This window comes from Vibrio sp. KMM 9700, assembly GCF_058545285.1.
Genome location: NZ_CM178590.1, coordinates 311,275 through 326,607, shown reverse-complemented (window position 1 = coordinate 326,607; position 15,333 = coordinate 311,275). Strand labels below are relative to the sequence as shown.

Here is a 15,333-nt window from a genome sequence, read left to right as displayed (position 1 = left end):
CTTTAGCGCTTAAGATGCAAGTTTCACGCAGAGGTTTATTCTTTCCTGATCGTGGCAATCGATGGTATGTCACGGCGAGAAGATTTTTATTTAAGCTATGCTTTGTGGCGCGCAGCCCTTGATATACCTAGCATTACAATGGTCTTTGGTTTTTTTTGAGCGCTTTTATTGCCAATTCTCACCCTGAAGTATTATTTTTGAATAGCAAAATAATTCACTAGAAAAGCGTAGTTTTATTTCAGAAAAAATCTAAAATTGAGTGCAATTTAATTCAATTAGTGAAATAAATGCAAAAGCGTGATGTATGTCACTTAAGTTAACTTGATTTTTTTGATAAGTATTTAAAAGGTGATCCATATCACAAAATATTTTTAAGTAGTATTTATGTAATTGTGATGTTAATCACTTAAAAATTTTTGACAAAATAAAAAGTATCATTTTGAAATATAATTTCATGCAATAAATGTGATCATGATCACTATTAGTTTATTTTAACGTTCAATTTATGTGATCGCAATCGATTAAATGGCCGCTAGGATGTGTTTTGTCGGCTTTGTGTTAGCTTATTAAGCATACCAGATGGCGTATAAAGCTTGCCATTACCCGAATCGAGTGAAGTTAGCTCGAGTTAACAGTTGAAACGAAAGTTGATGAAGGACGTATCATGATCTCACCTGATGCAAAAATTAAAATCCAAAACTTTGGACGCTTCTTGTCGAATATGGTGATGCCTAACATAGGCGCATTTATCGCTTGGGGCTTTATTACCGCTCTATTTATTCCAACCGGCTGGCTGCCAAATGAAGGCTTAGCACAATTGGTTGGCCCTATGGTGACTTATTTATTACCACTTCTTATCGGTTATACAGGTGGTAAGCTTGTTGCCGGTGAACGTGGCGCAGTGGTTGGCGCAATTACAACGATGGGCGTGATTGTCGGTACTGACATTCCAATGTTCATGGGCGCTATGATGGTTGGCCCACTTGGCGGCTACGCAATCAAGAAATTTGACCAAGCTGTTGATGGTAAGATCAAAAGCGGCTTTGAGATGTTAGTCAATAACTTCTCTGCAGGTATTATCGGTATGATCTTAGCGATCCTATCTTTCTACCTATTTGGCCCTATGGTTAAAGTATTATCTCAAACTCTTGCTGCGGGCGTAAATGGACTAGTTGCTGCAAATCTATTGCCGCTAACATCTATCTTTGTTGAACCTGCGAAAATCCTTTTCTTAAATAATGCGATTAACCACGGTATTTTCTCGCCACTTGGTATCCAACAATCAAATGAGCTAGGTCAATCTATCTTCTTCTTGATTGAAGCGAACCCAGGTCCTGGTCTTGGCGTCTTGCTTGCTTATGTTGTGTTTGGTAAAGGAACAGCGAAACAAACCGCTGGTGGTGCGTCAATCATTCACTTCTTCGGTGGTATCCATGAGATTTATTTCCCATATATCCTGATGAACCCACGTCTACTTCTTGCTGTAATTGCAGGTGGCATGACAGGTGTGTTTACGCTAACACTCTTTAACGCAGGTATTGTTTCACCAGCATCACCGGGCTCTATCTTTGCTATCTTGCTACTTACGCCGAAGTCATCAATCATTGGTGTGATTTTAGCTATCATTGCTGCAACTGCTGTTTCATTCACAGTCGCTGCCATCTTGATGAAAACGCAAAAGCAAGTTGAAGAAGACGACAGCCTTGAAAAAGCGCAAGCTCAATCAAGTGCGATGAAAGGTAAAAAAGTTGACCTAGGTGAGCTTGATTACTCAAAAGTGACGAACATCATTGTTGCATGTGACGCAGGTATGGGTTCAAGTGCGATGGGCGCAGGTCTTCTACGCAAGAAAGTTCAAGGCGCGGGTCTAGATATCTCTGTGACCAACCTTGCGATTAACAACTTGCCGCAAGATGTCGACATTGTGGTGACGCATAAAGACTTAACTGACCGTGCAAAATCAGTCGTCCCAGGCGCGCAGCACTTGTCACTGACAAACTTCTTAGATGGCGCTTTATATGAAAGCCTAGTAGAGAAATTGCAACAAGCACAAGCTGGCAAGGCACCAACTGAGCAAACAAGTGAACCAGCGCCAGTCGCTGACCCACAACAAGCAGAAGAAGCGCCTGCAAATGTGTTCAAGATTGAAGCGAAAAACGTTTTCCTTGGCTGCGCTGCGGATAACAAAGAACAAGCGATTCGCTTTGCCGGTGAGCAACTTGTGAGCCTTGGCTATGTTGAAGATGCTTATGTCGATGCAATGTTTGAGCGTGAAAAACTTGTTCCAACTTATCTTGGTGAGTCGATTGCAGTCCCACACGGCACCATCGAAGCCAAAGACAAAGTAAAACAAACAGGTATCGTGATTTGCCAATACCCTGCTGGCGTTGACTTTATCGAAGATGAAGATGAACTCGCGCACATCGTGATTGGTATTGCAGCGAAGAATGATGAGCACATCCAAGTGATCACAAGCATCACCAACGCACTGGATGATGACACCGCCATCGAGCGCTTAAAAACAACCACAAGTGTGGAAGAAGTGTTGGAAATTCTAGGCTAATTGAGCCAAACACAGGGGAGGCAAGTTTGTCTCCCTTGTGTATTTAAGAAATACAATTGATTTAAGAATAAGCAGTTAAAATTTTTAAGTTTAAATAAGGAAAATAAGATGAAAGCAGTTCATTTTGGCGCAGGTAACATTGGTCGCGGTTTTATTGGTAAACTTCTTGCAGATGCTGGTATTGCTGTGACATTTGCCGACGTTGATCAAAAGATGATTGACCTACTCGTCAGCGAGCAAAGCTATCCAGTTTACATTGTTGGCGAAAGCAAAGTAACTGAAACCGTCACCGGGGTTACCGGCATCCACTCTATGGATGAGAAGCTGATTGACTTGATTGCACAGACAGATCTTGTGACCACAGCAGTTGGACCAAATGTGCTTAAAATCATCTCTGGCACTATAGCTCAAGGCATTCAAAAGCGCTTTGAGGCAAACAATCAAGCGCCGCTCAATATCATTGCATGTGAAAACATGGTGCGCGGCACCACTCAGCTTAAAGGCCATGTGTATGCGCATTTAAATGAAGCAGAGCAAGCATTTGCCGATGCAAATATTGGTTTTGTGGATTCAGCAGTGGATCGCATCGTGCCGCCAGCGCCAGAAGGTCAAACCAACCCACTTGAAGTAACAGTTGAAAGCTTTAGCGAGTGGATTGTTGATAAGACTCAATTTAAAGGCGAGATCCCAAATATCCCAGGCATGGAGCAAACCGATAACCTGATGGCGTTTGTTGAGCGTAAACTCTTCACGCTCAACACAGGTCACTGCATCACAGCTTATCTAGGCAACCTTGATGGTTTTGAAACCATTGGCGATGCGATTGCTGATGAGAGCCTAAAAGCACAAGTGACCCAAGCGATGGAGCAAAGCGGCGCAGTGCTGATTGAGCGTTACGGTTTTGATAAAGATGCGCACGCGGCTTATATTCAAAAAATCCTGACTCGTTTCGCTAACCCATATCTACGTGATGAAGTTGACCGTGTTGGCCGTCAGCCGCTACGTAAACTTGGCGCGCAAGATCGTTTAGTGAAACCACTTCTTGGCACTATGGAATATGGCCTTGAAAACGATATGCTATTAAAAGGTATTGCGGCGGCATGTCATTATCAAAACGCTGATGATGAGCAAGCGTGTGAGCTTCAAGAGGCGATTGCAGCTGAAGGATTAATACCAAGCCTCGCAAAATACACAGGTTTGGATGAAAATGGCCCAGAACTTGCGCGAGTAGAAGAAATCTATCACGAATTAGATTAGAATGAGCAAACAAAAAATGAGGTTATTGCCCCATTCACTAGCCTAAGTTAGTGTTTTATAGAAGATAAGGTAAAAAGTGGTGCAATACATAACTGCTTTTTACCTTTTTGCCATTGAGGATGTATGGATCATAAAGCTTTTACTTATAAAAATAATTCGCCTGCGTCTCACTCTACTCATGTTGCCAACCTAGAATTAGATGAGAACCAAGCTCTCGAGCTGCTTAATGAAGCACAAACGGTGCGTGGTTTTTTCTTAACCTCGGTTGAAATCATCACTCAAGCGATAGATATATTAATTTCACGGATCTTTTTAAAAGATGACTTTGCCGTGCAGTCCGTTGTTGGCCCCTTACTCCAACAAAGTGGGCCACTTGGCGATCTCTCGGTACGGTTAAAACTTTTATTTGGCCTCGGCGCTTTACCAAGTGATGTCTACCACGACATCGAACAAATTCTAGCTATCAAAAGTTTTTTAAATAATGAAGCCGTGGATTATCAATTTAGTGATGCGGCAATTTTAGAGCAAATCCAAAAAATATCTTATATGCAATCCTACGCTTACCTCTCGCCAGTTATCCAAGCCGATCCCGAAGAAGACATGGCTTTCTACCAAATGCAGCGTGAACGACAGCAAAATATGCTGAAATCTGGTCTATCCCTTGCTATGATCGAGTTATGCAAGGCTCTTGATAAAGAGAGCCCTTTTTAACAAGGATATATCCAGATGTTATCTATTTTTGATATTTTTAAAATTGGCGTTGGCCCATCTAGCTCGCACACCAATGGCCCAATGATTGCAAGCTTTGACTTTGCTCAGGCTTTAGCGCCTTTTATTGCAAAGACCAATCGCGTGCAAGTGGATTTATATGGCTCGTTGTCGCTGACAGGTAAAGGTCACCACACCGATCGCGCTGTGATTTTAGGCCTGCTTGGCAATCGCCCTGATAATATCAAGATGAATAGTGCCAAAATGGCGCTTGAGCAAGTGAAAACCGAGCATAAACTTTTGCTCAATGGCGAGAAAGAAATTGCCTTTGCGCCTGAGTCTGACATTGTGTTTCATCAAAGCAGCTTACCTTTGCATGAAAATGGCATGATGATCCGTGCTTTTGATGGCGAGACTTGCTTATTTTCAGAGACTTATTACTCAATTGGTGGCGGCTTTGTGGCCACTGCGGATGAGCTTGAAAATGGCACCAAAACACTCAAAGTCAATGTGCCGTATGCTTTTAATAGCGCCGAGTCCTTATTAAAAATGGCAGAAGGTGATGGCCTGAGTTTAAAAGCGCTCGTGCTTGCCAATGAATCTTGCATTCGCTCAAACGCCGAAACTGAGCAAAAAGTGGCGCAAATTTGGAAAGTTATGTCTTTGTGCATGCAGCGCGGTTTTGAAACCGAAGGTTTGCTTGAAGGCGGTTTACGTGTGCCACGTCGCGCGCCTGCGCTACTTAAAATGCTCGAAGCGAATCAAAGCCTAGGTCAAGATCCACTAGGTTTATTGGATTGGGTCAACCTGTTCGCCTTTGCCGTGAGTGAAGAAAACGCTGCCGGTGGGCAAGTGGTCACTTCGCCAACCAATGGCGCAGCAGGGGTGATCCCAGCTGTGCTGATGTATTATCACAAGTTTATTCGTGAGCTTGATAATAAACAGCTGTTAGATTTCTTTGCCGTGTCGGGCGCGATTGGCATGCTGTATAAAATGAATGCCTCAATTTCAGGGGCAGAAGTGGGTTGCCAAGGGGAGATTGGCGTCTCGTCATCGATGGCAGCAGCAGGTTTAACCTCGCTCCTTGGCGGCAGCAATGAGCAAATGTGTATTGCTGCTGAGATTGCGATGGAGCACTCGCTTGGCATGACTTGCGATCCAATTGGCGGCTTAGTCCAAGTGCCGTGCATTGAGCGCAATGCGATGGGCGCAATGAAGGCGATTAATGCCTCTCGTATGGCGCTTAAACGTACCAGCAAGACGCTAATCTCACTTGATAAGGTGATTGAGACCATGCTGCAAACGGGCAAGGATATGAATATGAAATATCGTGAAACCTCACTTGGCGGCTTGGCGATGATTCATCTTGCACCGCCGTGTGAGTAAATTCACTTAAAAAACAGATTAAGCACCAATACGCATGTGTAAGCTCAAGTTTTTGTAATAAAACTATGGATAAATGCACATAATTTGTAAGTTTGTTTTAAAAGTCTAAGTTTATCTCTCTGATTTTGTGTATTATCTTTATATACCATATGGATTTTATGGTTTTTGAATGCACATTATGGATGAAAGGGAAAAAACATGGATGTTTTAAATCAATCAAAAACGCAAGACTCAATGCAAATTGTGGAAATTCCAACGTCTTGGAAGGGGCGCTTGAAACTGATCTTACTTGCCTCTTTGGGAATATTAAACTTCTCGTAATAGGTTGTTGCAGCTAAGACGGTGCCTAACACAGATGCAAGTCGATACAAAAATGCCCTTGTGATCGTTAAGTTGATCCCAAGGGCATTTTTTATAGCTGTTTTTTGTTCTACAGATATTATTTAGTCTAGCAAGACTATCAGTGCAGCGTTACATGATACGTGCGCGGAAAGTTTTACCTTTCATTTTGCCATTTGAAATCTTTTTCAGTGCTTGTTTCGCAAGGTTACGATCAACCGCCACATAAGCGCGCACATCTGAAAGATTAATCTTACCCACTTGACTGCCAGACAGTGCATTATCGCCACCTGTTAGCGCGCCAAGAATATCACCAGGGCGAACTTTTTGCTTTTTGCCGCCATCGATTTGAATGGTCGCCATTTTTGCATCAAAGGCGGGTGTTTTGAGAATATCTTGGCTTGGCAACTCAGTTGCTGCAATTGCAATATCCATATACTCATCAATTTGCGCTACTTTATATTGTTCTCTGTCACCAAAGAAGCTAAACGCATTACCTTTTTTATCTGCGCGACCGGTACGACCAATACGGTGCACATGAACTTCAGGATCACGTGCCAGTTCAAAGTTAATCACCGCATCTAGGTTTTCAACATCAAGACCACGCGCGGCAACATCGGTTGCGACTAAAATCGAAACACTTTTGTTGGCAAACTTGATCAAGGCTTGATCACGCTCTCTTTGTTCCATATCACCGTGCAGCGCCATCACATCAAAGCCATAATCTTCAAGTGTGTCTGCCACTTCTTGTGTTTCACGCTTGGTATTACAAAAGATCACGCTTGATTCTGGTTCGTGGGTTAAAAGCAAACGGCAGGTTGCATCAATACGTGCATTAAAGCCTTCGACTTTATAAAAAGCTTGCTTGATTTTGCTTTCTTGGTGCGTACTTTCCACTTTAACTTGCTCAGGGCTTTGCATAATTTTGCTTGCTACTTGCGCAATTTGTGGTGGGAAGGTTGCACTAAATAGTAAGGTTTGACGCTGGCTTGGCGCGGCATCAATGATGGCATCTAAGGCATCTTGAAAGCCCATTTCGAGCATGCGATCGGCTTCATCCAAAACCAAAGTATTCAGCTCAGATAAATCAATGCGACCTTTATCAAGGTGATCCAAAATACGCCCCGGGGTGCCAACTAAAATATGCGCGCCATGCTCAAGTGAGCCAATTTGTGGACCAAATGGCATGCCGCCACATAAGGTTAATACCTTGATATTGTGGATGCTACGCGCCAGTTTACGGATTTCTTTGGCAACTTGATCAGCCAGTTCACGGGTAGGGCAAAGCACCAAAGATTGCACGCGAAAACGCTTAACATTTAAGTTCGCAAGCAGCGCGAGGCCAAATGCTGCAGTTTTACCTGAGCCAGTTTTACCTTGGCCGATCACATCTTTGCCTGCAAGCATAAGTGGCAGCGACGCCGCTTGAATTGGTGTCATTTTTTCATAGCCAAGCTGAGTTAAGTTATCAACCAACTCAGGTTGCAGCGATAAGGCGTGAAAGTCTAAAGAAGTTGTCAAATGGTGTACCTTTTTATAATAAAAACAATCGTTTAATTGCGAGCGATCAGCTGCGATAAATTTTATCGAAATTTGCAGCGTTCCAGCCTGCCATCATGCGATCGCCAATTTTTAGCACAGGCACGCTACGTGCGCCTATGGCTTCAAGTTCTTTTCGACCGCGCTGCATTTTGGCATTACAGAGGCGATATTTAATCCCCTTTGAGTCTAGGTAAGCTTTAGCGGCTTTGCAATGTGGGCATTTGTCTGCCACATAAAGGACAACACGTTTCATATTATGACCTTTAGAGAGTGAAAAGAGAGCGGCATATTTTAGCATAAATCTAGATAAATGCGTCGATTTCGCAGCGAAAACAAACCTTGATACGCATCAATGAAACATAATAAAAATTAACTAATAAGATAATGCATTGATAAATATAGTAATAATTATTTTATTTAGATGGCAAAATAATTAGTTGAAAATGCAAAACTAGCCTATAATGGTCAGCTAAAATATTTTTGTTTATCAGTTCAAGTGGAAGTAATGCAATTACCAGTCGATAAATGGGAAGGATTATTTTATAAGTTAAGGGATTCACTAACATACAAATTACAACTGATTCAGATCCAAGATCTCAACTTGGCCCCTGAATCGGCTTCATCACGCTTGTCTGACACTATCACAACGACGCATATCTGCGGTGATACATTCGAGATTAGCACCCAACGCGCAGCATTCGGAAAACATAAGCGCACGCGTCATTCTTATCAAGATTCACATCAAACTTTCGATTTTTATCATATTAAAGACCATTATGACTTTTGCCTTGTGGTGACTTACAGCACGACGCGATCGTTAGTTACCTATGTTCAAATGATGCTTGAGTGTCTCTGCGAGACGATTCACAGCGATCTTGAAGTGCATGACATCATGAACCAAGCCGATGCTTTGTTTGAGCAAGACAAGTTTAAGACACATGCCTTAGATTTAGTGGATGCTTTGGTTTGGATGAAAGATGCAAAAGGCTATTATACATTTTGTAATCAGGCCTTTGCTGAGCGTCAAAACATGTCTGTAGAGGACATCATTGGCTCAAAGAGTGACAGCCTTTTTGCACATGAATATGTGAAAGATTATCAAGCCTCGGACGAATATGTACTGACGCGACATAAAACCTACCAAGCGCCGCATTATGAAATTATCAACCAAATGACAAATAAGGCTGAGGTTTTTCATATTTATAAAAAGCCGATATTTGATGCTCAAGGCAATTTACTTGGATTGATTGGAATTTGCTCTGACATCACTCGTCAAAATAAAATTCTAGAGCAGATGAACCTTATCTCATTGGCCTTTGATGCGTGCTCAGAAGCTATGGTGCTGACAGATAAAAATCGTCTTGTAATTGATGTGAACCAAGCATATGAAAAGGTCACAGGCTTAGCGAAAGCAGATGTGGTCGGTAAGAAACCATATTTTTATATTAATCATGAGTACGATGAAGCCTTTTATCAGCAGATCCTGACACAGTTAGATGAAGAAGGCGTTTGGCAAGGTGAATATCTTAATTGCCATACCGATGGCTCAGAGTTTTTACAGCGTGTGAATATCAATACGGTGAAAAATCAGCATGGCGAGATCAGCAACTACTTTGCGATTTTCTCCAATATCAGCGCGGAAAAAATGCAAGCTAAAAAACTACATCAGCTTGCCTATTTTGACTCATTAACTGGGCTGCCAAACCGCACTTACATGATTGAAGAAGTGCAGCGTAAGATCGCGGCTGCAAATCAATCATTTGCAATGATATTACTGGATGTCGATCAGTTTAAAAATTTAAATGATACTTTAGGTTATCAAAATGCGGATCAAGTTTTGATTCAAATTGGAGAGCGTTTAAAGAGTATCTGTGATGATATGTCAGAGATCTTTTTATCCCACGTGCGTGGCAATGAGTTTTTGTTCTTATTACCTATAGACGCTGAGCAAGATACCAAAGCCTCTATTGAAGATTTTATTTATCGTATTCAAAAGCTTTTTTATAGACCGTTTCACTTAGCACAAGACATTAAATTTGTTCACTTGACGACAAGCATTGGCGCAGCCTGCTACCCGCAAGATGGCGAGACCTTGGATGACTTAATTCGTCATGCCAATACGGCCTTGCATGATGCCAAAGATAATGGACGCAATAGTTATGCGTTTTATCATGATGAGTTAAGCAGTGTCGCAAATAAGCATTTAAATATACGTATGGCGCTGCGTGAAGCGATTGAGAAAAATGAATTTCACCTTGTGTATCAACCTCAGTTTTCTTTGATTGATAATAGCCTGACTGGTTTTGAAGCTTTGCTTCGTTGGAATAATGATGAACTTGGCTTTGTCTCTCCGGCAGACTTTATTCCTGTTGCAGAAGAAACGGGTTACATTGTACAAATTGGCGCTTGGGTTGTTGAAACTGCGTGTTTGCAAGCCAAGGCGTGGCTCGAAGCGGGTTATAATTTTGGGCGAATTGCGGTGAATGTATCGGCGATGCAGCTGCATCAAGGTAATTTTTATAAGCGTTTGAAAGCCAAGCTAGAAGAAACCGGTGTGCCACCTGAATATATTGAAGTTGAGATCACCGAAGGTGTGTTACTTAGCAATGCAGATCATGCTAATCAACAGCTTAGAGCTATTCGCGATCTGGGGATGAGTGTTGCGTTGGATGATTTTGGTACAGGCTATTCATCTTTGTCATATTTAAAAGGCTTGCCGATTGATAAATTGAAAATTGATCGCTCGTTTATTTTAGATATTCCTGAAAACCCTGATAGTAACAACATCGTTAAAGCCATTGTTGCGCTTGCAAATAGCATGCAAATTAAGGTTGTAGTGGAAGGAATAGAAACCAAATTACAGCAAGATACCTTGTCTGGCTTTGGTTGTGGGTATGCGCAAGGTTTTTATCTTGGGCGCCCACTGCCGGTTTCAGAGACAGAAACTATTCTTCAAAAGGCGCAAGCTTAATTGGCACATATACCTACAAGGATATAGCATGGATCATAGCAATAATGTAAATAAAGGACGTTTGTTGCTTGTTTTTATTGGTTTTTATTTAATAGCATCAATAGGTGTATTATTTAAATATACCAGCGAGGTGGAGTACTCTATTCGCGCTAAATATAACCAGATCTCAAGCTCTTTGGTTGAATCTGTAAACTTGTTGGAGTCACTTAGATATAACTTCAACTTGGTTTACGATAACCCAGATTTTGCCGCCACAGCGAACCTGCCAAGCTTTCAGATGAAGGATGGATTATGTTCTTATGTGCCGGATAAATTAGCCGATCACCAAGATACAAGTCGTTATTATATTTTATTAGGGGAAGATAAAGCGTGTCAGGAAGGCTCCCCTGAAAATAAAATCATGAAGGCGAAAACAATCATTGCACCTATTTTTGCCTTTATGAGTCAAGTAAATCAATACGTTTATGGCTTATATTTCTTCTCTGTGCATGACTATATGTTGGCTGCGCCGTTAGAACGGGTTGATAATTTTAACCATATTAGATATCAAGCTTGGCGTAATGTATGGCGCAAGCGTAGTTATTGGTTAAGCGCCAAAAATGGGGATCAGCGGATTAAATTAAGTGGCCCATATACAGATGAAATTTCAGGTAATAGTACGCTTTCGATTACCGAAGGCATGTTTGATCATGATGTTTTTCAGGGCGTTGTGGTCAAGGATATCCTTACCAATGAGCTGATAAACCAAGGCTCCTTGCGCACGGTGCATATTTTGTCGTTGAAAGAATCTGAAATTCCTGATAATGCTTATTTAGTCAAGCAGCTACAGGTGAAAGGCTTAGATTCGAATCATATCTTGTATGTCGATTTTAACTTGTTTGATGAAGTGAAGTATTTCTTCGAGGATAACTCAGTGTTGCTTGGGGTGCTCTTTATTTCTCTGGCTGGTTTATTTTTTATTATTGTGATTTGGGATATGCGCCGCAACCAAGAACAGTTACGTATCTTAACGAAGCAAGATCCGCTCACTGGTTTATTAAATCGTCGTGGTTTGGAAGTTGCATATAAAAAGGATGCTTCGGCAGATTATAAAGTCTTGGCAATTTTTGATATTGATGACTTCAAGAAGATTAATGATAAATTTGGCCACGATGTTGGCGACAATGCGATCATTTTCATGGCTGAAACCTTAAAGTCATCTGTGCGCAATACCGATTGTGTCGCACGCTTTGGTGGCGAAGAGTTTATTGTGTATGCTAACACCGCCAACTTGCATGTGTTTTATAATGTATTGGATAAGATACGCAAAAAGATTGAAGAGAAATCAACACGTATCGTTAGCGACGGATTTACCGTGTCTGCAGGGGTTGAAGCCATTACTAGCACGGACACTATGCAGTTAAATGATCTGATCAAAAAAGCAGACATTAAATTATACCATGCGAAGCAAACAGGTAAGAATAAAGTCGTGTATTGATAATTTGTAGGATAAAAGTGAATTAGCTTTTATTTTATAATCTAAGAATTTAAAGCTCTTCTGATGATATCAGAGGGGCTTTTTTTATATCTGATGGGTTTTAAATTCTATAATTATCATACAAATATTAGATTTTTAGGCATCTATTAAAATTTATTATCTTGCGCTAAATTTGTGAACTTGGTTGCAAAATGTTTCAATGGAAACGTTTACAATTTTTACCCTATACTAATAATAGTGGGACAAAAATTATGTCAAACGTTGAACACGGTCTTGGATTTATCGATCTTATGGTCTTTGCACTATATGTCGCCGTCATCATAGGTGTCGGGCTTTGGGTCTCGAGAGATAAGAAAGGTGTTAAAAAAAGCACCGAAGATTATTTCTTAGCGGGCAAATCTCTCCCTTGGTGGGCAGTTGGTGCATCTTTGATTGCAGCTAATATCTCTGCTGAGCAATTTATCGGCATGTCTGGATCTGGCTTTTCGATCGGACTTGCAATTGCTTCTTACGAATGGATGGCTGCCATCACGCTAATCATTGTTGGTAAATACTTTCTTCCAATTTTTATTGAAAAGGGCATTTATACAATTCCAGAGTTTGTTGAAAAACGCTTTAATAAGAATTTAAAAACAATTTTAGCTATTTTCTGGATTGCTTTGTATGTCTTTGTGAACCTAACCTCAGTCCTTTATCTCGGTGGTCTCGCACTCCAAACAATTTTAGGTATTCCACTGATTTACTCGATAGTTGGATTGGCGCTTTTTGCGTTGATTTATTCAATTTATGGTGGCCTATCTGCGGTTGTATGGACAGATGTTATCCAAGTATTTTTCCTTGTTTTAGGTGGCTTCTTAACTATGGTGATGGCCGTTAGCTTCATCGGTGGTGAGAATGGTTTCTTTGCTGGGGTTTCAAGCATGATAGATGCTGCGCCAGGTCATTTTGAAATGATTTTGGATCAATCAAACCCTCAATATATGAACTTACCTGGCATAGCCGTGCTAATTGGCGGTCTTTGGGTTGCCAACCTTTATTACTGGGGTTTTAACCAATATATTATCCAACGCACGCTGGCTGCTAAGTCTGTTGCTGAAGCTCAAAAAGGGATTGTTTTTGCAGCCTTTCTAAAGCTAATCATTCCATTTTTAGTCGTGCTTCCTGGGATTGCAGCCTATGTGATCATCAATGATCCAACGCTTCTTGCAAGCTTAGGTGAAGGCGCAGCGAATAATATGCCAAGTTTTGAACATGCCGATAAAGCTTACCCTTGGCTGACTCAGTTCTTGCCGGTTGGGGTGAAAGGTGTGGTGTTTGCAGCGTTAGCCGCAGCAATCGTTTCATCATTAGCTTCGATGCTGAACTCTACAGCAACTATTTTTACTATGGATATTTACAAGGAATATATCGCGCCACAAGCAGCTGATCATAAACTTGTAAACGTTGGCCGAGTGACGGCAATTGTGGCATTAATTATTGCTTGCTTAGTTGCGCCAATGTTAGGCGGTATTGGTCAAGCATTCCAATATATTCAAGAGTATACAGGTCTAGTGAGCCCTGGCATCTTAGCGGTCTTCTTACTCGGTTTATTCTGGAAAAAAACTACGAGTAAAGGCGCAATCATTGGGGTTGTGGCATCGATTCCATTCGCGCTATTCTTGAAATTTATGCCATTGAATATGCCATTTATGGATCAAATGCTCTATACCTTGCTATTTACCATGACGGTAATTGCTTTCACAAGCTTGAGTACATCTGAAAATGATGATGATCCCAAAGCGATTCGCGTGACTTCAACAATGTTCGCCACTGAATCGAGTTTCAACTTAGCGTCTTATGGCATCTTTATCTTAGTCGCTGTGTTATATAGTGTTTTTTGGTAAGCCAATAAATATTTAAGAACAAGCAGCAGGTGTTGCTGCGCTTAAGGCTTCAGCTATTGGAGCCTTTTTTCGATCTTAAGGCTGTCAGTGAGCTATCAAAAGGTGAATGCATGGATACAGTATTAAATGATGAACTAGCGACTCAAGATATTGCTCAGCTGCATCAGCTTAGCGGTTTAGTTAATGCAATCAAAGCAAGTCAAAGCAGTTATGAGCTGATCCGGCTGACTAAAAAGCGTCATCAGATTTATCAATCTCTGCTTCGTCTTGGAGCACATCCGCATATTATTGGTCGAGTACTTAGTCAAATATATGATGCCTTTAATTGGCGTTGGATTGAGCTAGCTGAAACGGCGCTGGGGGAGGCGCCATGTGCATACGCTTGGATGCTAGCAGGATCGCATGCGCGAGAAGAAATTCATCTTTTATCTGATCAAGACAGTGCGCTAATTTTAGATAACTCAGCCACCGAGGCCGATAAGGCTTATTTCGCACATTTAGCTATGTATGTGTGCAAAGGGCTTGCACAATCTGGATATGCATTATGTAGCGGGCACTTTATGGCGGCGACGCCGAAATGGTGCCAAACACTTGAGGTCTGGCAAACGTATTATAAAAAGTGGGCAAGTCATCCTGAATATGATTTTCTCCTCCAATTAACCGTTTTTTTAGATACGCGCTTATTAGTCGGTGATGCGCATCTATTTCATCAACTTGAGGATACGCGTCGTGAATCTACTTTACATAATGAGCGCTTAATCTTTGCCTTGATCCAAAATATGTTAAAAACACGTCCGCCAATTAATGTATTTAAACACCTTCAGGTTGAGAAAAATGCACAGGATCGCAAAGTCTTAAATATAAAAAAGGCAGGCATCACGAGCATTGTTGATATGGCAAGGATTTATATGTTAAGTCAAGGTGGCGATCGCCTATCCACCCAGCAGCGATTACAATTTGCCTTTTCTAGTGCGCAGATAAACCGCCAGTCATATGATGATTTTAAAGCGATTTTTGAGTATTTAAATCGCTTGCGCGACATGAATAATGGGGCGTTATTGGCGCGCAGAGAACCGCTTTCCAATCAGGTTGAAGTCGAAAACTTAGCAAGCTTTGACTACGCTAACCTCACTCAAGCTTGCCAAATTATTCATGGGATGCAAGATGCGATGAAAATGAAGTTTGGAATTTGAAAAGTATGAGTCTT

11 protein-coding genes are annotated in these 15,333 nt (G+C 41.4%); 9 read left to right on the top strand and 2 right to left on the bottom strand.

Going from position 1 to position 15,333, the window contains the following annotated elements:
• Positions 1 to 664: 664 nt before the first annotated feature.
• The 5 genes from AC2VOY_RS12710 (at position 665) to AC2VOY_RS12690 (ending at position 6,235) form a co-directional block, all read left to right on the top strand.
• Positions 665 to 2,563, top strand: a complete 1,899-nt coding sequence (locus AC2VOY_RS12710; RefSeq protein ID WP_491833979.1) for a PTS mannitol transporter subunit IICBA — start codon at positions 665 to 667, stop codon at positions 2,561 to 2,563.
• A 108-nt stretch (positions 2,564 to 2,671) separates the two neighbouring features.
• Positions 2,672 to 3,820, top strand: coding sequence for a mannitol-1-phosphate 5-dehydrogenase (locus AC2VOY_RS12705; RefSeq protein WP_491833978.1), 1,149 nt, complete (start codon positions 2,672 to 2,674; stop codon positions 3,818 to 3,820).
• Positions 3,821 to 3,943: 123 nt separating this feature from the next.
• A complete protein-coding gene (locus AC2VOY_RS12700) occupies positions 3,944 to 4,531 on the top strand; it encodes an MltR family transcriptional regulator (protein ID WP_491833977.1) in 588 nt (195 codons plus the stop codon).
• Positions 4,532 to 4,546: 15 nt separating this feature from the next.
• A complete protein-coding gene (locus AC2VOY_RS12695; protein WP_491833976.1) occupies positions 4,547 to 5,914 on the top strand; it encodes an L-serine ammonia-lyase in 1,368 nt (455 codons plus the stop codon).
• 198 nt (positions 5,915 to 6,112) lie between these two features.
• Entirely contained in the window at positions 6,113 to 6,235 is a 123-nt protein-coding gene (locus AC2VOY_RS12690; protein ID WP_491833975.1) for a hypothetical protein, read from the top strand.
• A 150-nt stretch (positions 6,236 to 6,385) separates the two neighbouring features.
• Here AC2VOY_RS12690 and dbpA read toward each other — a convergent pair whose 3' ends face one another.
• Both dbpA and AC2VOY_RS12680 read right to left on the bottom strand, forming a co-directional pair.
• On the bottom strand, positions 6,386 to 7,774 hold the full coding sequence (gene dbpA, locus AC2VOY_RS12685) for an ATP-dependent RNA helicase DbpA (RefSeq protein ID WP_491833974.1): 1,389 nt from the start codon (positions 7,772 to 7,774) through the stop codon (positions 6,386 to 6,388).
• 46 nt (positions 7,775 to 7,820) lie between these two features.
• Positions 7,821 to 8,048: a glutaredoxin family protein gene (locus tag AC2VOY_RS12680; RefSeq protein WP_491833973.1), complete on the bottom strand. Its 228-nt coding sequence runs from the start codon at positions 8,046 to 8,048 to the stop codon at positions 7,821 to 7,823.
• Between the two features lie 252 nt (positions 8,049 to 8,300).
• Here AC2VOY_RS12680 and AC2VOY_RS12675 point away from each other — a divergent pair, with 252 nt between their 5' ends.
• From AC2VOY_RS12675 to AC2VOY_RS12660, 4 genes are all read left to right on the top strand, one after another.
• On the top strand, positions 8,301 to 10,766 hold the full coding sequence (locus AC2VOY_RS12675; RefSeq protein ID WP_491833972.1) for a sensor domain-containing protein: 2,466 nt from the start codon (positions 8,301 to 8,303) through the stop codon (positions 10,764 to 10,766).
• Between the two features lie 28 nt (positions 10,767 to 10,794).
• Positions 10,795 to 12,243, top strand: a complete 1,449-nt coding sequence (locus tag AC2VOY_RS12670; RefSeq protein WP_491833971.1) for a GGDEF domain-containing protein — start codon at positions 10,795 to 10,797, stop codon at positions 12,241 to 12,243.
• Between the two features lie 251 nt (positions 12,244 to 12,494).
• Positions 12,495 to 14,126, top strand: coding sequence for a sodium/sugar symporter (locus AC2VOY_RS12665; RefSeq protein WP_491833970.1), 1,632 nt, complete (start codon positions 12,495 to 12,497; stop codon positions 14,124 to 14,126).
• Positions 14,127 to 14,236: 110 nt separating this feature from the next.
• Positions 14,237 to 15,319 carry a DUF294 nucleotidyltransferase-like domain-containing protein gene (locus tag AC2VOY_RS12660; RefSeq protein WP_491833969.1) on the top strand — a complete coding sequence of 361 codons (1,083 nt, stop codon included), beginning with the start codon at positions 14,237 to 14,239 and terminating at the stop codon, positions 15,317 to 15,319.
• Positions 15,320 to 15,333: the final 14 nt, after the last annotated feature.